Here is a 14246-nt window from a genome sequence, read left to right as displayed (position 1 = left end):
CACAGCCTGGACCCATAGCAGACCCCCAAGGTAACGGACAGACGCCTTTGTGAACCGAAGGAGTTTTGCTATAACAGCCGACCATCTCAAAGGAATGAACCTATGACAATCAAATCTGTAATTTTTCTCACCGCTGCGCTTGCTTCAGGTTTCGCCATGGCGGTCGGCGAGGCTGATTATTCAGTGTCAGAAGAGCATTGCACTCCTGAGTACTGGGAGAAGCTACCAGATGGCAAAAAGACGGAACATCTAATCGAGAAGTGCGATGATCTGGAGCCATCCGAGAACGGCGGTTCTGGGCAAAGGGTCCGCTGAGCGCGATCCGAAGGATAAGGAGCCCGTAGGCTCCTTATTGGACGAAGTGGCTTGTCAGGCTGGAGTCTCAGAAATTGTCTTCTGGGCTTTTCTTGAATTCCCATTTGGTCATCTTCTTCGCAGCGACGAAACTCTTGCAGTTTGCGATGAACTCGTTACGGTTAGACTCTTTCGATAAGCTCGCCAGATTCTTTTCGTACATCTCCGGAGCACAGTTGTCTGCTGTCGGCTCGGGCACTTTTTCCTCCGAGCAAGCTGCCAAAATCATGGCCAACCCCATGACTGCACCCAGCCGAGCCAATTTGATATCCATATTCTGATCCTTCGGTCATTGCGTTTAGCGTGGTAATGGGCTCCCTCGAGCCCGGCGGTAGCCTAAAGCGTGGGGGCGCGAAACGCCAGCTTTGACCATCTCCCTCGCCATACACCAACGGCCGTCGACTCCGCTGCGCCCTGATACATACCGTCCAGCTTTCACAATAAGATTGGCTGACCGCTAGCCTCAACAGCCTTCGCTTTGGTTCTACGCTTTTTCGGCTCAGGGTTAACACGAGCTCGATCCTGAGCTCGGCTCGGCGAGCCAAAATTGCGGATGCGATCTTCGGATCATTGGCCCAGCGTGAACCGGCTGCAGCAGCAGTCGAAGGCTTGCTGCCTGCGGCTTCCGCCGATTCTTTGTTGGGCGCACCACGGGCCTTAGCGTCAACAAACTGTCGCTGTTTGTCTATTAACACCATTAACAAAAACCTTCAGGGGGGAGAAAAATGTATACGTGGGGTCGGATGCGGTCTAGCTAGATGAGAATCCCTAGCTTTTTACCCCCCTACCTGTTTCGCGGCACGTCACTGGCGTGCTTTTTTATCGCTCCACCGGGTTTCGACGATCCGCTGACGCCTCAGCCACCCAGCCCCGCTGCCTCCTCGGCCTGCTTGACGGAGTCGTGGCAAGGCTTGCAGAGGCTCTGCCAGTTGGTCTGATCCCAGAAGAGAAGCAGGTCTCCACGGTGAGCAACGATGTGGTCGACAACCCTGGCGGCAGTTATGCGGCCGTTCCGCTCGCAGTAGATGCGCAGCGGGTTGTCACGCAGGTACTGCTCCCGTGCCTTCTGCCATCGGTAGTCGTAGCCACGTTGAGAGCTGCTCATTCCGCTTCGCCAACTGCCTGGCGTGACCACCTTGACCCGCGAGCCTGCGCTTTCCTTGATGCGCGGTGCCCAGCGTCTTGAACCTGGCCATCAGCGCACCTCGACCCTTTATGCCGCGCTCTATCCACCGGAATACACGGCCAAGGTCCGGCTCGCGTCCTGTGATGTGGGGCATAGCAAGGACGCCGGCCAGGTAGTACTTAAGCCACCAGCTCTGCCGGCAGACGATCGTCGCGGTCATGCGGGCCATGGCTCACGCTCCCTATCTCTTGTACCAGGTCAGTTGGAAACACCGGGCATCCAACGGCACCTCGGCAATCGGCCAGCGCAGGCAGTGCATGTGCTTGCGCTCAGGCCTGGTGCGGCTTAATCGAAGCGCCTGTACCAGGTATGCAGATCCGGCTGCGGTGGTGATGAAGTCGCCGCCCGCGATGCCATCGGCACCGTCCACGTACAGGTTACAAGTCGTGTAAGGCGCCTTGGCCATCAGCTGGAAGGATCAGCGGGCTTGGCGATCAAGCGCACAAACCACATGAAGCCCTGCTGCAGGTTGGTCTTGGCCAAGGCCAACGTGCGCTGGTCTACCCCTTCGATCTGACCGATCTGCTTGAACAGCTCACGGGTATCTGCCTCCAGGGCTTTGATCGAGTTCATGCCATCGATCTCAGTCTGGGTGAGGTCACGGTAGCCGGTGATTCTCTTATGCTGGCTGTCCAAGATATTGCTCCTAGTTCCTAGAAGTGCCGGAAGTGGCACTTTCACTCGCTCAACATGAGGTATGATGCCGCCCCCGCCGCGCTCACTCAGGCATGGCGGTTCGGCTGCCCTATGCAGCCGCTGTAGATTCGCCCGGCCACCGGATCAGCATGGCGCTATCTGGCGGGGGTGCAGCTTGATATGAGACATCCCTCAGGCCGAGGTGTTGACTGTCGAGTGCACAACAAGTGCTCTGCAGCCAAAGTTCAACTCTTCAAGGATGGGTTTCATGTTCAAAAAACTGATCTGTGCCACTGCTATCGCTGCTGCGATGAGCTTCCTTTCCGCGTGCGCCGAGGATGTCAAAGAGCCCAAGTGCTCCGACTTGAAGCGTAATGATCAGGAAATGCTGAAGAAGCAGGAAGCTAAGTACCCAGAGCTAATGCGCAAGTTGCGAGAAAAATGCCCCAACCAAGGCACCGGAGGCTTTGTGCCTAGCACTGCTACGAAAGGCATCATCAGGTAACTGCTAGCTCTTGCTGCGATTACGGCGACACCCGGGTTAGGGCCTCATCAGCCTTGCCCAGTCATGAGCCGCGGGGTAAACAAGGTCATCCTGGTTGGCACTTGCGGCCAGGACCAAGAGGTACGCTACCTGCCCAACGGCAACGCTGTGACCAACCTCAGCCTGGCCACCAGCGAGCAATGGACAGACAAGCGCTCAGGCGAGAAGGTCGAACCCACCGAGTGGCACCGCGTGTCGCTGTGCGGGAAGTTCGCCGAAATCGCCGACGAGTAACTGCGCAAGGGCTCCCAATGCTACATCGAGGGCAAGCTACAGACCCGCGAGTGGGAGAAAGACGACATCAAGCGCTACACCACGGAGATCGTCGTCGACATCAACGGCACAATGCAGTTGCTCGGTAGCCGGCCACAGGGCTAGCAGCCAGGGCAAATGCCAGATCGGCAGCCACGGCAACAGCGGCCTGCTCGCCCGCAACAGAACCCGCAGGCAGCTCCACCTGATCACGACAGCTTCGATGACGACATACCATTCGCCCCGCTCCACTATTTGGCCGGTGCGTAGCCATGAAGCGCCGGCAGCAGGTTCACCCCACCGCCTACTACCTCGGGCGCGCCTGCCGCGACAACAGCCAGTCCCGCGATGCCCAGCCCTATGGCTGGCTGACGGTGAACTGCGGCTGGTGGCTTGCCGGCTGGCATGACAGAGACATGGAGCTTTCCGCTTGATACGCATCACCGCCCGCGTCCGGCACTGCCGGCGCCAACAGCACATCAACTTGCCGCCCAGCGGCTTGGGAGGTATCAGCGATGGACGAGGAAAAGACCGGTGTCGCGAAGCACTCAGCGGATTACCGAACCCGGCAGACGGCCCAGGCGAAGAAGCTGGGCATCGAGAAGGTGTTCTTCCACATGCCGGAAGGAATCAAGGCTGCTATGGCTGCCGAGATCGAGCGTCACGGCTACAACCAGGTACAGGAACTCTGGCAGGACCTGGCCTTGTCGTGGATTGCGCAGGAGCCTGAAGAGCGGGCGCGTCGACTTGAACGACCTGACGCGCCAGCTTTTTACATCTCGCCAAAACTAGCGCGTCAGCTCAATGAAGCAAGCATGGCCGAGATAAAGCGCGAACCTAGTGAGCAGATCCTGCTTTCTGATTAGCGCGAGATAGTCGCCCCTCAGTAAATATCAATGTAAGTGAAGGTGGGGTCAGGCCAGTTTTTAGTTACAACCTCGTAAATACGCTTAACCCAATCCTCATCTTCGGATGCGGCAGCCCCTACATATCCATTGCCACAGCACCAGGTCTCAAGGCGGAAGCTCAAATTGTCCGTATCCTGATTCCCAACGATGCCGTGGGAGATGTAAGCGATACCGTCCTTGGTAACGCGCAGCTGGACATGATCGTCTTCATCCGATGCAGAACGGATAAGTGCTGCTGTCGATTGAAGCGTCCAAGCACCAGGCTCATTCAAATCAATTTGCATTAAAAACTCCTCAGTCCGTCCCAAATGCCGGGAATCCCGTAATACCCCATCAAGCATCAAATTGCCATCAGCCCCATCCGGCCACATAGGGGGGCGCATGCAGGGAGAAAGCCATGAGCAACTACAACTGCGACTACGTTCGCTGCCATTACGACGTGCCGGCCGAGGTCGGTCGCCGGGTTATCGGCAACGGCGAACCCGGCATCATCATGGCTGACTGTGGCCACTACATCGGCGTCATCCTCGACAGCGACCCGAAGCAGCGCATTCGCCCGCAAACGAAAACGCCACCTGATGAGGCGGCGCTGGATGACGAAGAACCGACGTTACCAGGTCTTCGGCTCTGACTTCTTGTACGAACCACCGGTCATGCACTTCTCGACCAGGTCTTCGCGGGCCTTGTTGTCCGGAAGAGTTTTCAGGTAGTCGGGCTGGCAGTGTTCTGCAGTGGGCTCGTAGGCGGCAGTGTCGACGGCGTCTTCTTTACAGCCGACCAAGCCAATGGCGAGCGCGGCAGCGAACATTGGGGCAAAGTAGTGCTTCATGGCTTGAAACCTTTGTCCTGGCTTTCATCAGGCGGAGTGATGTTCCAGAAGTTCTCGCTCGCTTCCTGTTGTTCCTTGGCCTTCTTGTCTGCCTCGGACTCCCAGCAGCCGCTGAGGGACATAACAGCAATGGCGATGATGGATGCGCCAATGATTGTGCGTTTCATGAGGTTCCTTCCTGTGAAATGGCCGGGCGTTATACCAAAAATCGATTCCGTCCGCAAAACCTGACACCACCCGCTGCCCGCCAGCGCCTTCCCCTCCCCCGGGATTAACCTGTATCAAACCTCATTCCTGCTTAGCTTTTTGCATATCTTCCGGGGGACTGTACGCCAAACGATTCTCGCTTAATCGGTGAAAAGGCGACCGCTTCATCCAAGGGAGCGCGCCATAGAAAGCAACCAGCAGTAAAGCCCAGCAGACAAGGCAAAAGATCGATCCTTCGCTCTTGCTCAAAGGAAGTTCAAAAGCCATTGCCACCACCGCGAACATCATGCTGGCAAAAAATAAGCAGGTGGTCATGGCATTGACGAAGAAATTTAGCCTGTACCAATGACCTGGAATTAGTTCTAGTGGTCCCATGGCAAATAGTGCAATTCCGAGCGGCATGGAAAGCGTGACCAATGACGTAGATGGCTCTCCGTACCGCAGGAAAACTATCCAAATCGCGAGCCCTGCGAATGATGCAGTTCGTGTTTTCGTCGCCGCTAATCGTGAGCCAAACGCTCTGACTGGTTCCCACAGCCCCATCACAGCTCTCCCTGCCTAGTAAGCGTCAAAGCATAACACTCCTATTCAACGAATCACGCCACCCCGGCGAGGACCGCCCATGTCTTCATTCCAGAAAAAGAACCATCTCGACTTCAAAACCCAGTACGGCCTTGGCTTCGATCCGCAAGACGACGAGATCGTGGTGGACTTCGTCTGCGGTGGCGGCGGTGCCGGTACCGGGTTGGAAATGGGCCTGGGCCGCCCGGTGACGGTTGCCAAGAACCACAGCTCTGCGGCCATCAGCATGCACACCGCCAACCACCCGGCTGCGCGCCACTTCCCCACCGACGTCTTCGACGGCGACCCGGATGAGGAATGCCAGGGCCGCCCGGTTGGCTGGTTCCACATAAGTCCGGACTGCACGCACTACAACCAGGCTGCCGGCGGGCAGCCGCGCAAGCGTGAGATCCGCAACCTGTCGTGGATCGGCCTGAAGTGGGCAGGCAAGAAGAAGCCCCGGGTCATCAGCCTCGAGAATGTGAAGCAGATTTTGCAGTGGGGCCCGCTGATGGCGAAGCGCGACAAGGCCACTGGCCGGGTGATGAAGCTGGACGGCACCGTGGCTGCCGTTGGCGAGCGTGTACCGGTGCAGCAGCAGTTCCTGGTGCCAGACCCGAAACGCTGCGGCATCACCTGGCGCCGTTTCGTGCATCTGCTCGAAGGCATGGGCTACCAGGTGGAGTGGCGCATCATCAAGGCCTGCGACTTCGGCGCGCCGACCAGCCGCGAGCGCCTCTTCATGATCGCCCGCTGCGATGGCCAGCCTATCGTGTGGCCAGAGCCGACCCACGCCAAGAACCCCGCCAAGGGTCAGCAGAAGTGGCGCACCGCCGCCGACTGCATTGACTGGAACGTACCGAGCAAGAGCATCTTCGGCCGCAAGAAGGAATTGGCTGCAGCAACTCTGCGTCGGGTGGCCAAGAGCATGAAGAAGTTCGTGTTGGACAACCCGCAGCCCTTCATCGTCCCGATCTCGAACTGGTCGGGCGAGCTGGCCCAGTCGGCGCACGAGCCACTTCGCACGATGACCTCCTGGCCGCGCGGCGGATCCTTCGCCATGGCGAGCCCGGTGATTCTTCCAGCAACACATCAGGGCACAGACCGAGTGAATAACCCGGGCGATCCCCTGCCAACAGTAACTGCTGCCAACCGTGGCGAGCTGATGATAGCCAGCCCTGTGATGGTCGGGGCCGGCGGCCCGATGTATGCCGGTAAGCCAGTAGCAGCTGACCAGCTAATGGGTACCCTGATGACCCAGAGCCACCGTGCGCTGGCATCGGGGCATCTGGTCAAGTTCAGGTTCAATAGCGAGGGAGCAGCTATCACCGGTCCGGTACCGACCATCACGAGCGGCGGCAACTACAAGAGGCCTGCGGGTGCAGCCCATGCCATTGGCGTGCGCACAGCCTTCATTGAACAAGCCACGGCGGATTCAACACCACACCAGCCAAGGGCGCAGACGAGCCGTCTGACCACGGTCACCAACACAGGCAGCCAGCAGCGACTGGTAACTGCCAGCCTCGCCACACTGCGTCGAAATTGCGTGGGCAGGGCCGTGGATGAACCAGTACCGATGATGACCGCCGCCACGCCCTACTCGAGTACAAGCTATCGCCGGAGCACGAGGAAGGCGCCCTGCGCGTCGCCGCGTTCCTGATCAGCTACTACGGCACGGAGAACATCAGCGCCTGCGACTCACCAGCGCCGACAGTCACCACCAAGGATCGCCTGGGCCTGGTCACCGTGTTCGTGAAGGGCACCCCCTATGTGATCGTCGACATCTGCCTGCGCATGCTGCAGCCGCACGAGCTCTATCGCGCGCAGGGCTTCCCGTCCAGCTACATCATCGACAAGGGCGCCGACGGCAAGTCGTTCACCAAGACCGAGCAGGTGCACATGTGCGGCAACAGCGTCAGCCCGCCGCCGATGGCCGCCCTGGCCCGCGCGAATGACCTCTGGCGTGCCACTGAGCGACGAGCGGTAGCAGCCTAATCTTCGATCAGCCGGAACTGCATTTCCACTGGGCCGCCGGGTGCACGGGCCTCATTCACCGAAACATGCTTAGCCCCACAGTGCTGGCAGTAGAAAGCCTGACTGTCTAACTCTCCATCGTAATCCAGCTCGGCGTCCGTTTCTTTCTCACATTTCTGGCAGATGAAATTTGTAGTCATCTCCAACCCTCCTCAACCCGCGACAATTTTAGCGTAGCCCGGCTTTGCCAGGCTCCGAGGTATCCCCATGCCCGCAGAAAACCGATCCAGCAACACAGAGATGGTCAGCGTGCCGCGTAGCCTTATCCAGTCAGCATCCCGCGAGCCGAGCGGTGAAGTCATTAACGTATCCCGCCGTCACGCGCTCGAAACGCTGCGCGAACTTCTGTCCAAGCCAGCCCCGCAGCCCCCCGAGCCAATAGCCTGGATGGTTGGTACTGCCATCTGGTGGACCAAAGAAGAGGCAGAGAGGGATCCGGCGGCGACCGGGTTGCCAATGATTCCGTTCGGACCACTCACGGGCGCAGTCGAACAGTACCCGGGCGAGCCCGTGGTGCTGCCGGCCTGCAAGGCCAAGCTGAGCATGGGCCATGACTGGGATCAGGGCTACGCAGATGGATGGCGCGCAGGCCTCGACGAAATCGCCAAGCTCGGTCCGCTCTACACTCACGCCGCTCTTGGCTAGGTTGAGCGGCTGCGGAAAGAGGTTAAGCGACTGCGAGCTGAGCTGATCGGTCGTAATGCTCAGCGGCCGTCGGATGTGCTGTCCATGCGGAAGGACGATATGGAAGGAATCTACCTACTGGTCAGCCAAGACAAGACTGGCAAGCGACTGAGGATCGTCCTGGAAGCGAATGGCGTGAGGAACAGCCTGGGCCTGCTGCTGGACCGAATAATCCGATACACGAGCCAGCGCCTCTCACCGTTCTTCATCGTCAACGAGCACGGCAAGCGCATGAGCTGGCCCATGCTGCGCAACCGGTGGGCGGAAGCTCGCGAGGCTGCCAGGGTGAAAGCTGAAATGGAAAAGAAGCCGGACTTGGCTAATCGAATTTCCCAGTTCCAGTTCCGCGATATCCGACCGAAAGCGGCATCGGAAATCAACGATCTGAGCGATGCAAGCGTGCTGCTGGGCCACTCGAAAGAAGGGATCACCGAGCGCGTTTACCGCCGCGTCGGCGCCATTGCCAAGCCCTCGAAAGGCTGAAGTTTCGGAACTCCATGCCTTTTGTTTCGGAACTCTTGGCTTTTTTGACCCATAAAGAAAAACCCCGCAGACGTTAATCTGCGGGGCTTTCGAATGTGGAGGCCGAGGTCGGAATCGAACCGGCGTAGACGGATTTGCAATCCGCGATGCATTTCCTTGTAATTCAATAGCTTACGCTGGATTCGATTCCGCATTGAAGTTTTTTTAGCCGCGCTGAAAGCCAGTAAAATCAAGGGGCCGCTAGTCAGTTGCGGAACTGATTTTCGACCTTCGTCGATCGACACTATGAATGGAATAGAGCGCCCTGTAGCGCTACCTGTCGTTACCGAAAACTTGCCTACTTAAAGCTCTACCCTATGATGAGGTGGTTTCTGAATGCCACCGAATCGGACGGATCCACTGATGCCCAAAGCATGCCCCTTCTGCTGCAGATCATCACCTGACATCAAGTTCAGCAATGAACATATCCTACGCAACAAGCTGAATGACACCTTTCCACCTATTGAGAGAAGCGTGGAATGGGCAAACAGAGTCTCCACCATTGACGGATCGTCATCGCTTTCCAGGCGACAGATTCCACAAGGGCCATTTGATAGAACCGTTAACTCCGTTTGCGAGCAATGCAATGGGGACTGGATGAACGCGCTCGAGGAAGAGGTTGAGGGCAGCCTATTAGATCTATTCTACGGAAGGACGGTTAGTCCGCCTGAGAATCGGCGCCTGGCCTTAGCCCGCTGGGCCGTGAAGACAGCGGGCGTCTACTCTCTCCTGCATAGAGATGGCGTTCCTGGCTTTCCGGATGAGCATTTCCCTCACCTACGAGACAGCGACGAACCACCTCCATGTACTTATGTGTGGCTTTGCGAAAGTGGGTTCGACCACAACAGCTTTATGAGGTATCGGAGGGGCCATGTCGCATCAGCGCCGGGGATGTCCTTTTATCTCTATACATTGAGCGTAGGCCGAGCAGTCTTCTTCGTGCTGGGAGCCAAATCACAAGCCACGGTCTCGAAGATTCTTGTTGAGGTCGGGTTACGAGATACACTGGCCGAAAGGCTGTGGCCACCAACTGAGAATAAGCCAATCGAACGGCTCGTTGTGCGAGACAGAGATGACATGCTGATGTTTTCAGACCTGGTCTTTCCATCCTTCCAGCACCGTTTGTAATCACGCAACTCACTTGCTTCCGGTAATGCAGCAGTAGTGTGAGGAACGCACCTCAGGCCGCGCAGTTCGCGGCCTATGCATCGGGTGTGTCTAATATGCATTGGCGATTTTGGTCGACTTTGGCCCAGTAAAACCACGTAGCTTTACCGCAGTTTTAGACATCCGAAGCACCCTTCCCTGGCGTTCTGCCAACTACGATCCGTCCTGGCTCGTGCTCAACCCACCCCTCATATCCAAAAAGGCCAATGTGCCAAGCCTCCTCGTGCTCCAGCAGCGCCCACACCCTTGCCGCTTCAGCGAGTTCCAGCATGTCGCACAGGCATTCATCATCAACTTCCCGGCGCCGGCGCGCGGCGAATGCCATCTCGCTGAGCACAGCCGCGCGCCCGTCGGGGTCCGTAACGAGAGCAAACCGGTCATCAAGCTCAGCCAGCCAAGCCCGTGGTATTCCGCTCATCATTCAGTCCTGCACCACCACGACTGCGCATAGATCACGCCGTCGATCTCCTCCACCCCATTGATGTTCATGCCGAGCTGGGCCATGCCGTTGACCTTGGCGTCGAGCAAGCGCGGGATGATGTCCGGACCTGGTGTCGGATTGAACACCCACGCCTGGGTCGCGACTCGGCCTAGCACTTCGCTGTGATGGTCACCAATATGGACGTCGGCCCGCAGGGGCTTGATCTTCCTGAGGCGATCAGAGGGGATGGCCACGCCATTCTCGCGGCGTCGAACGAGGAGGAAGTACATGGGGCACCAATACTGTATAAAAACACAGTATCGTATAGAGCAGGCGCCTTGCGGGCAATTGCCGATCAGCGGACCTAATGAACGGGCGGCAGCTCTTCACCGCGAGCTGCGGCCATAGCACGAAGTTGGTAGTCGGTGACCGCCTGGTACTGCGCCTCGGCGATTACGCGCAGGCGCTCCAGCTCTTCCGCTGGCTCACCCGAAGCCTGCGCCTCATGGTAACGCTTCCATGCCTGTACGGCGTTGGTGTACATGGGATGATCAGGGTAGAGGATCGGCGGCTTACACTTCATCGGAGCTCCATTCTGAGGCGGCCATCACTGAATGGTAGACGGTGCCCGTCCTGCTTGGATTAACTGGTAATCGATAACCGCTTGGTACAGCGAATCCGCCAGTAGGCGCAACCGCTGAACCTCATTCGAAGGCAAGGCGGCGTCCTCCGCTTCGTGATACTCCCGCATAGCATCGATAGCCTGTTTGATCAGCGGCTCACCCGCTTCCACCAGCCCAATAAAAGTGCGCTTCCCCACCACCCTGCTCCGATCAGTTGATCAGCGCATTATAGGATGCTTCGCAGGCCAGGCCGGCTATTCGGGCACGGTCATAAGCTTTCGCCAGCTCTCCCGCTCGAGCATCAGCCCGGTCGCGCAGTTCGGAGAGCACCATTGCGGCGCGGGTGGCTGCTTGGCCTCGGACGACAGCGGCGGTATCCGTGCCGGTGCAACTGACGGTGGCGGCGAGCTTGGCGCCTTCGTGCTGCAGCCGCTGGCCAGCAGCATCGGCGCCAGCAGCGCCAGCATCAGCAATCGTTCGTTCTTCCTGAGCATGCGCTCTCACCTCCTCCTGCGCCGTGGCGCGCCGTTGTTCTTCCTGCCGGGCACCGCGCTCGCCGAGCACCTCGGCCAGGCGGTCGCCGCTGTCACGTTCAGCTGAAGCCTGAGCGGCCTCGGCTCGCTCCACCGATCTGCCATGCTGGTAGACGCCCCAATAGGATGCCAACAACAGCAACAGGACAATGCAGCGCAGGGGCGCGCTGTATCTGGCTACCAGTTGTTCCATGCTGCCTCCCAGTCGGGAAGGTCGACCGTCTGGCCGGCCAGTTGATGGGTACTGTCCGCCAGGTACTGGATGCGCCCTTCGGTCACGAAGGAGTGGCAGATAGTCTCCTTGCTGCCCATCCGATACCGAGACAGAACTGACGGTGTAAAGGTCGGGGCCTCGGCGTTGCCGTTATAGCCCCAGCGCGGCCCATTGCCTGCACCCACGTTCAGGCTATGGGGGAGATTGCAGCCATTGCAGAAAAACCAGAGCGAGCCATCGTCGGCCTGACCCAGGCACCGGCCAATCGTCTTGATCGTCATGCCAGCGCCCTCCGTACCCCTTCGTCAATGATCGCCGGCGGATATGGGTTGCAGCCGTTCTCGTGGATGATGATGCTGACAACCATCCCGCGCAGCGTGGTCGGGTCTTTGATGTTGATCGGGTCGGTGGGGCGAACGCCCAGGCGCTTGGCCACGGCGTCGGCGTAGGCCTGGGTGTCGTTCTCGTTGCTCGGCGCCCAGCGGTTGATGGTCTCAAGAACGGTATCGATGCCCTTCCCACCCACGCCTGGCATACCGTCTTTCCCCCGGTAGTTGATCAGCAGCTTGCCCAGGGCGCGGATGCCGTTCTCGGGTGTATCGAAGATAGCGAAGCGGCCACCCGGCTCCTTGCCGATCTGGCCCTGCCAGTCGTTGCGTGGGTTGAAGTCGATATTGCCGGGGTTGCGATTGCGCACGCCCCTGGGCTGGGCTTGGGTCATGGGTATTCTCCAGGCAAAAAAATACCGCCAGGCGGCGGTCGGTGAATTCAGTACGGGTCAAGCCGGCGGCGCGGGCCAGCTGATTTCGTTGGGGTAGCCTTCCTGTTCAGGGAGACGATTAAGGGCTACGCGGTATTTCTTCCACAGCGTGAGAGCGGCCACCTCTTCAGTGGTCGCGTCCTCGATGTCGACGGCATCCTGCAGCGGAGCAATGGCGTCGTCTGCGACTTTGCGCAGCCCGGCAATCTCTGCCTGGACCTGCTCCAACAAAGCAGCAGCGGCTGCGGTTGCTTTCATTTCAGCCGTGATCATCATGGACCACTCAATGTTACTCATCTGACGAATCCTCTACGGGCTGGGCGTTGTAGGGTGGCAGCGGTACCGCGCCATCGAAGTCCATGATGATGGGCTGAGGGAATCGGGTTTCTTCTGGGGCGTCGGCACCGTGAGGGAGGGCCAGGGTGATGTGGAGTTCTCCACCAATCCTATCCACAGAACCGGCGAACCACTCCGAAGCAATAGCATCGACCGGCAAGGTGGCCCCTTCCAACAGAGGCCCGAAGTCGAAAACCTCACCATTGATCCTTAATACATCGCCTTCGCGATCAACCATTACCTGTTCGCTCATACGGACCGGCGAGAAATTGATGACCATCAGAACCACCTTCCTATTGCTGTATATTCAACGCAAACATAAGTAGCGGCCCGCGAAACTTGTGTGAACACATAGCCAGCGGGCCAACTTGTTGCCGAAAGCAGCAAGCCGTTAGGCGTAGTGCCTGCCGCTGTAGCGAACCAAGCCTCGCCAACTTCCAAGCCCGCTGTGATTTGGATCGTCGGTGCAGACGAGAACGCTATAGGGAATTGCCTCAGGGGCTCGCTACCGCCATGGAAAACAGACCCAGATGGGGAATTTAGTGTTCTGATGGTGCGTACTTTTGTGGTGCAGATCTGAGTACCATCAGCAAAGCGGGTGTACTCGCCATTTGCATTGCTGCCGCGCTCAATGATTGAGCCAGTTGGAGTGCCCCCAGACTGGCCGACCGTGCCGACAATGTTTTCCGTTGTGAATATTTCAGCCCAAGTGCCCCATGCAGTTCCTCCCACGTTGCTAATTCGTATCCATTCGCGTGCCTTCAGCGCTGCTCCTGACGTTCCGCTTGAGCCGTAGCTGACAGCGGTTTGAACACGAGAGCTTCCAGTGTACGTTTGCTGGGTTTCAATCCACCAAAAGGTTCCCGCTGGAGGTTTTGCTCCTAACGTAGCGGCGCTGTAAAGGCCAGCTGAACCACCAGGCAAGTTGTCGATGTTCACTGAAGAATCGTTCACATAATGCCCATGCAGGGCGCGCGCAGCGAATACAGCTTCTTGAACTCGGACTACCGAACTAGCGGGCAAGCTGATCGATCCAGCAGCTTGTGCAATGGTTGCCGGCAAAGTAGCGGAGGTACCCAGGCCAAGCCCTGCTCTCGCATCAGTCTGGTTTGCGCCGCCAGTGCCGCCCTTTGCCACCGGCAAAATATCGTAATTTCCCGTTGTACCCAGAGCTGCCAGCTTATTACCGTACTGATTCACTAGGGCGCGCAAAGCATCGGCAGAGTCTTTGACGTACCCCTGCATTGGGGCAAGGCCATAAGTACCTGTCGAAACCGTCGCGCCTTGATAGGCTGGCAGGATGCTCAGCACCGTAGCGCTGGCAATGTTAGTCACCTCGTACCAGCGGCCATCCGGCCCTTGAAACGCATCGCCCACCCGGGCGTTGAGCGCAAAGGCGGTGCCAGTACCGGTCACCGTCGTTTGGCCAGCCGTGATCGCGACCGTACCTGTCCTGTACCAAGGCATGAATATTT

General features: G+C 58.3%; 25 protein-coding genes and 3 pseudogenes. 9 read left to right on the top strand and 19 right to left on the bottom strand.

Annotation, left to right across the window (positions count from 1 at the left end; translation table 11 throughout):
• The first annotated feature begins 102 nt into the window (after nucleotides 1-102).
• Nucleotides 103-315, top strand: coding sequence for an entry exclusion lipoprotein TrbK (locus ACMGGN_RS06520; RefSeq protein ID WP_237858811.1), 213 nt, complete (start codon nucleotides 103-105; stop codon nucleotides 313-315).
• Between the two features lie 67 nt (nucleotides 316-382).
• On the opposite strand, the gene trbK (ACMGGN_RS06515) is transcribed toward ACMGGN_RS06520, so the two are convergent.
• The 4 genes and pseudogenes from trbK (ACMGGN_RS06515) to ACMGGN_RS06500 form a co-directional block, all read right to left on the bottom strand.
• Nucleotides 383-628: an entry exclusion lipoprotein TrbK gene (gene trbK, locus ACMGGN_RS06515; RefSeq protein WP_237858813.1), complete on the bottom strand. Its 246-nt coding sequence runs from the start codon at nucleotides 626-628 to the stop codon at nucleotides 383-385.
• A 582-nt stretch (nucleotides 629-1210) separates the two neighbouring features.
• Nucleotides 1211-1550, bottom strand: a pseudogene (locus ACMGGN_RS06510) (HNH endonuclease).
• A gap of 171 nt (nucleotides 1551-1721) precedes the next feature.
• Nucleotides 1722-1946, bottom strand: coding sequence for a hypothetical protein (locus tag ACMGGN_RS06505; RefSeq protein WP_237858815.1), 225 nt, complete (start codon nucleotides 1944-1946; stop codon nucleotides 1722-1724).
• The gene (locus ACMGGN_RS06500; protein ID WP_237858818.1) at nucleotides 1946-2176 is read right to left on the bottom strand and encodes a hypothetical protein; all 231 of its coding nucleotides are present in this window, start codon (nucleotides 2174-2176) and stop codon (nucleotides 1946-1948) included. The genes ACMGGN_RS06505 and ACMGGN_RS06500 overlap by 1 nt, the downstream gene beginning before the upstream one ends.
• Before the next feature lie 268 nt (nucleotides 2177-2444).
• On the opposite strand from ACMGGN_RS06500, the gene ACMGGN_RS06495 reads away from it, so the two are divergent.
• The 4 genes and pseudogenes from ACMGGN_RS06495 to ACMGGN_RS06480 all read left to right on the top strand — a co-directional run bounded on the left by ACMGGN_RS06495 (nucleotide 2445) and on the right by ACMGGN_RS06480 (nucleotide 3838).
• Nucleotides 2445-2681, top strand: a complete 237-nt coding sequence (locus ACMGGN_RS06495) for a hypothetical protein (RefSeq protein ID WP_237858820.1) — start codon at nucleotides 2445-2447, stop codon at nucleotides 2679-2681.
• 63 nt (nucleotides 2682-2744) lie between these two features.
• Nucleotides 2745-3242, top strand: a pseudogene (locus ACMGGN_RS06490) (single-stranded DNA-binding protein).
• Nucleotides 3243-3244: 2 nt separating this feature from the next.
• Nucleotides 3245-3406, top strand: coding sequence for a hypothetical protein (locus tag ACMGGN_RS06485; RefSeq protein WP_237858821.1), 162 nt, complete (start codon nucleotides 3245-3247; stop codon nucleotides 3404-3406).
• Between the two features lie 81 nt (nucleotides 3407-3487).
• Nucleotides 3488-3838 carry a hypothetical protein gene (locus ACMGGN_RS06480; protein ID WP_237858823.1) on the top strand — a complete coding sequence of 117 codons (351 nt, stop codon included), beginning with the start codon at nucleotides 3488-3490 and terminating at the stop codon, nucleotides 3836-3838.
• Nucleotides 3839-3855: 17 nt separating this feature from the next.
• Here the strand turns inward: ACMGGN_RS06480 and ACMGGN_RS06475 are convergent, their stop codons facing one another.
• A complete protein-coding gene (locus ACMGGN_RS06475) occupies nucleotides 3856-4164 on the bottom strand; it encodes a hypothetical protein (RefSeq protein WP_237858830.1) in 309 nt (102 codons plus the stop codon).
• 113 nt (nucleotides 4165-4277) lie between these two features.
• On the opposite strand from ACMGGN_RS06475, the gene ACMGGN_RS06470 reads away from it, so the two are divergent.
• The gene (locus tag ACMGGN_RS06470) at nucleotides 4278-4511 is read left to right on the top strand and encodes a hypothetical protein (RefSeq protein WP_237859040.1); all 234 of its coding nucleotides are present in this window, start codon (nucleotides 4278-4280) and stop codon (nucleotides 4509-4511) included.
• Here ACMGGN_RS06470 and trbK (ACMGGN_RS06465) read toward each other — a convergent pair.
• The 3 genes from trbK (ACMGGN_RS06465) to ACMGGN_RS06455 all read right to left on the bottom strand — a co-directional run bounded on the left by trbK (ACMGGN_RS06465) (nucleotide 4491) and on the right by ACMGGN_RS06455 (nucleotide 5459).
• Entirely contained in the window at nucleotides 4491-4709 is a 219-nt protein-coding gene (gene trbK / locus ACMGGN_RS06465; protein ID WP_237858838.1) for an entry exclusion lipoprotein TrbK, read from the bottom strand. The genes ACMGGN_RS06470 and trbK (ACMGGN_RS06465) overlap by 21 nt on opposite strands.
• A complete protein-coding gene (locus ACMGGN_RS06460) occupies nucleotides 4706-4876 on the bottom strand; it encodes a hypothetical protein (protein ID WP_237858840.1) in 171 nt (56 codons plus the stop codon). Before ACMGGN_RS06460 ends, trbK (ACMGGN_RS06465) begins: the two co-directional genes overlap by 4 nt.
• Before the next feature lie 121 nt (nucleotides 4877-4997).
• Nucleotides 4998-5459 carry a hypothetical protein gene (locus ACMGGN_RS06455; RefSeq protein WP_237858842.1) on the bottom strand — a complete coding sequence of 154 codons (462 nt, stop codon included), beginning with the start codon at nucleotides 5457-5459 and terminating at the stop codon, nucleotides 4998-5000.
• A 79-nt stretch (nucleotides 5460-5538) separates the two neighbouring features.
• Between ACMGGN_RS06455 and ACMGGN_RS06450 the strand changes: the two are divergent.
• Nucleotides 5539-7472 (top strand): annotated as a pseudogene (locus ACMGGN_RS06450) (DNA cytosine methyltransferase).
• Here the strand turns inward: ACMGGN_RS06450 and ACMGGN_RS06445 are convergent.
• Entirely contained in the window at nucleotides 7469-7651 is a 183-nt protein-coding gene (locus tag ACMGGN_RS06445; protein ID WP_237858844.1) for a hypothetical protein, read from the bottom strand. The pseudogene ACMGGN_RS06450 and the gene ACMGGN_RS06445 overlap by 4 nt on opposite strands.
• Before the next feature lie 67 nt (nucleotides 7652-7718).
• On the opposite strand from ACMGGN_RS06445, the gene ACMGGN_RS06440 reads away from it, so the two are divergent.
• Nucleotides 7719-8156, top strand: a complete 438-nt coding sequence (locus tag ACMGGN_RS06440) for a hypothetical protein (RefSeq protein ID WP_237858846.1) — start codon at nucleotides 7719-7721, stop codon at nucleotides 8154-8156.
• A gap of 99 nt (nucleotides 8157-8255) precedes the next feature.
• On the top strand, nucleotides 8256-8678 hold the full coding sequence (locus tag ACMGGN_RS06435) for a hypothetical protein (protein WP_237858848.1): 423 nt from the start codon (nucleotides 8256-8258) through the stop codon (nucleotides 8676-8678).
• Nucleotides 8679-9999: 1321 nt separating this feature from the next.
• On the opposite strand, the gene ACMGGN_RS06430 is transcribed toward ACMGGN_RS06435, so the two are convergent.
• The 10 genes from ACMGGN_RS06430 to ACMGGN_RS06385 form a co-directional block, all read right to left on the bottom strand.
• Nucleotides 10000-10305 carry a hypothetical protein gene (locus tag ACMGGN_RS06430; RefSeq protein WP_237858131.1) on the bottom strand — a complete coding sequence of 102 codons (306 nt, stop codon included), beginning with the start codon at nucleotides 10303-10305 and terminating at the stop codon, nucleotides 10000-10002.
• Entirely contained in the window at nucleotides 10302-10595 is a 294-nt protein-coding gene (locus tag ACMGGN_RS06425; protein WP_196914392.1) for a hypothetical protein, read from the bottom strand. Before ACMGGN_RS06425 ends, ACMGGN_RS06430 begins: the two co-directional genes overlap by 4 nt.
• A 74-nt stretch (nucleotides 10596-10669) precedes the next feature.
• Nucleotides 10670-10888 carry a hypothetical protein gene (locus ACMGGN_RS06420; RefSeq protein WP_414156580.1) on the bottom strand — a complete coding sequence of 73 codons (219 nt, stop codon included), beginning with the start codon at nucleotides 10886-10888 and terminating at the stop codon, nucleotides 10670-10672.
• Nucleotides 10889-10912: 24 nt separating this feature from the next.
• Nucleotides 10913-11125, bottom strand: a complete 213-nt coding sequence (locus ACMGGN_RS06415; RefSeq protein ID WP_125923335.1) for a hypothetical protein — start codon at nucleotides 11123-11125, stop codon at nucleotides 10913-10915.
• A gap of 13 nt (nucleotides 11126-11138) precedes the next feature.
• The gene (locus tag ACMGGN_RS06410; RefSeq protein ID WP_414156579.1) at nucleotides 11139-11654 is read right to left on the bottom strand and encodes a DUF2514 domain-containing protein; all 516 of its coding nucleotides are present in this window, start codon (nucleotides 11652-11654) and stop codon (nucleotides 11139-11141) included.
• Nucleotides 11639-11956 carry a DUF6527 family protein gene (locus ACMGGN_RS06405; RefSeq protein WP_075044713.1) on the bottom strand — a complete coding sequence of 106 codons (318 nt, stop codon included), beginning with the start codon at nucleotides 11954-11956 and terminating at the stop codon, nucleotides 11639-11641. Before ACMGGN_RS06405 ends, ACMGGN_RS06410 begins: the two co-directional genes overlap by 16 nt.
• Complete coding sequence (locus ACMGGN_RS06400; RefSeq protein ID WP_414156578.1) at nucleotides 11953-12396, bottom strand: structural protein P5; 444 nt, start codon at nucleotides 12394-12396, stop codon at nucleotides 11953-11955. Before ACMGGN_RS06400 ends, ACMGGN_RS06405 begins: the two co-directional genes overlap by 4 nt.
• A 57-nt stretch (nucleotides 12397-12453) precedes the next feature.
• Nucleotides 12454-12732: a tail fiber assembly protein gene (locus ACMGGN_RS06395; RefSeq protein ID WP_119687357.1), complete on the bottom strand. Its 279-nt coding sequence runs from the start codon at nucleotides 12730-12732 to the stop codon at nucleotides 12454-12456.
• On the bottom strand, nucleotides 12725-13051 hold the full coding sequence (locus tag ACMGGN_RS06390) for a hypothetical protein (RefSeq protein ID WP_414156577.1): 327 nt from the start codon (nucleotides 13049-13051) through the stop codon (nucleotides 12725-12727). The genes ACMGGN_RS06395 and ACMGGN_RS06390 overlap by 8 nt, the downstream gene beginning before the upstream one ends.
• Nucleotides 13051-14238: a hypothetical protein gene (locus tag ACMGGN_RS06385; protein ID WP_414156576.1), complete on the bottom strand. Its 1188-nt coding sequence runs from the start codon at nucleotides 14236-14238 to the stop codon at nucleotides 13051-13053. Before ACMGGN_RS06385 ends, ACMGGN_RS06390 begins: the two co-directional genes overlap by 1 nt.
• Nucleotides 14239-14246 lie beyond the last annotated feature (8 nt).

Origin of the sequence: Pseudomonas sp. BNK-30, from assembly GCF_047456185.1 — a bacterium.
Classification (GTDB): domain Bacteria; phylum Pseudomonadota; class Gammaproteobacteria; order Pseudomonadales; family Pseudomonadaceae; genus Aquipseudomonas; species Aquipseudomonas putida_E.
Note: the sequence above shows the minus strand (reverse complement) of the source record. Positions and strands in the feature narration are given on the sequence as shown.

What these genes read in the sequence shown, in the direction of transcription:
- ACMGGN_RS06440 (WP_237858846.1), top strand. Translation starts at nt 7,719, where the DNA reads ATGCCCGCAGAAAACCGATCCAGCAACACAGAGATGGTCAGCGTGCCG.
- ACMGGN_RS06430 (WP_237858131.1), bottom strand. Translation starts at nt 10,305, where the DNA reads ATGATGAGCGGAATACCACGGGCTTGGCTGGCTGAGCTTGATGACCGG.
- trbK (WP_237858838.1), bottom strand. Translation starts at nt 4,709, where the DNA reads ATGAAGCACTACTTTGCCCCAATGTTCGCTGCCGCGCTCGCCATTGGC.
- ACMGGN_RS06435 (WP_237858848.1), top strand. Translation starts at nt 8,256, where the DNA reads ATGGAAGGAATCTACCTACTGGTCAGCCAAGACAAGACTGGCAAGCGA.
- ACMGGN_RS06425 (WP_196914392.1), bottom strand. Translation starts at nt 10,595, where the DNA reads ATGTACTTCCTCCTCGTTCGACGCCGCGAGAATGGCGTGGCCATCCCC.
- ACMGGN_RS06385 (WP_414156576.1), bottom strand. Translation starts at nt 14,238, where the DNA reads ATGCCTTGGTACAGGACAGGTACGGTCGCGATCACGGCTGGCCAAACG.
- trbK (WP_237858813.1), bottom strand. Translation starts at nt 628, where the DNA reads ATGGATATCAAATTGGCTCGGCTGGGTGCAGTCATGGGGTTGGCCATG.
- ACMGGN_RS06395 (WP_119687357.1), bottom strand. Translation starts at nt 12,732, where the DNA reads ATGAGTAACATTGAGTGGTCCATGATGATCACGGCTGAAATGAAAGCA.
- ACMGGN_RS06445 (WP_237858844.1), bottom strand. Translation starts at nt 7,651, where the DNA reads ATGACTACAAATTTCATCTGCCAGAAATGTGAGAAAGAAACGGACGCC.
- ACMGGN_RS06460 (WP_237858840.1), bottom strand. Translation starts at nt 4,876, where the DNA reads ATGAAACGCACAATCATTGGCGCATCCATCATCGCCATTGCTGTTATG.
- ACMGGN_RS06475 (WP_237858830.1), bottom strand. Translation starts at nt 4,164, where the DNA reads ATGCAAATTGATTTGAATGAGCCTGGTGCTTGGACGCTTCAATCGACA.
- ACMGGN_RS06455 (WP_237858842.1), bottom strand. Translation starts at nt 5,459, where the DNA reads ATGGGGCTGTGGGAACCAGTCAGAGCGTTTGGCTCACGATTAGCGGCG.
- ACMGGN_RS06485 (WP_237858821.1), top strand. Translation starts at nt 3,245, where the DNA reads ATGAAGCGCCGGCAGCAGGTTCACCCCACCGCCTACTACCTCGGGCGC.
- ACMGGN_RS06390 (WP_414156577.1), bottom strand. Translation starts at nt 13,051, where the DNA reads ATGGTCATCAATTTCTCGCCGGTCCGTATGAGCGAACAGGTAATGGTT.
- ACMGGN_RS06420 (WP_414156580.1), bottom strand. Translation starts at nt 10,888, where the DNA reads ATGAAGTGTAAGCCGCCGATCCTCTACCCTGATCATCCCATGTACACC.
- ACMGGN_RS06410 (WP_414156579.1), bottom strand. Translation starts at nt 11,654, where the DNA reads ATGGAACAACTGGTAGCCAGATACAGCGCGCCCCTGCGCTGCATTGTC.
- ACMGGN_RS06480 (WP_237858823.1), top strand. Translation starts at nt 3,488, where the DNA reads ATGGACGAGGAAAAGACCGGTGTCGCGAAGCACTCAGCGGATTACCGA.
- ACMGGN_RS06470 (WP_237859040.1), top strand. Translation starts at nt 4,278, where the DNA reads ATGAGCAACTACAACTGCGACTACGTTCGCTGCCATTACGACGTGCCG.
- ACMGGN_RS06505 (WP_237858815.1), bottom strand. Translation starts at nt 1,946, where the DNA reads ATGGCCAAGGCGCCTTACACGACTTGTAACCTGTACGTGGACGGTGCC.
- ACMGGN_RS06495 (WP_237858820.1), top strand. Translation starts at nt 2,445, where the DNA reads ATGTTCAAAAAACTGATCTGTGCCACTGCTATCGCTGCTGCGATGAGC.
- ACMGGN_RS06520 (WP_237858811.1), top strand. Translation starts at nt 103, where the DNA reads ATGACAATCAAATCTGTAATTTTTCTCACCGCTGCGCTTGCTTCAGGT.
- ACMGGN_RS06405 (WP_075044713.1), bottom strand. Translation starts at nt 11,956, where the DNA reads ATGACGATCAAGACGATTGGCCGGTGCCTGGGTCAGGCCGACGATGGC.
- ACMGGN_RS06400 (WP_414156578.1), bottom strand. Translation starts at nt 12,396, where the DNA reads ATGACCCAAGCCCAGCCCAGGGGCGTGCGCAATCGCAACCCCGGCAAT.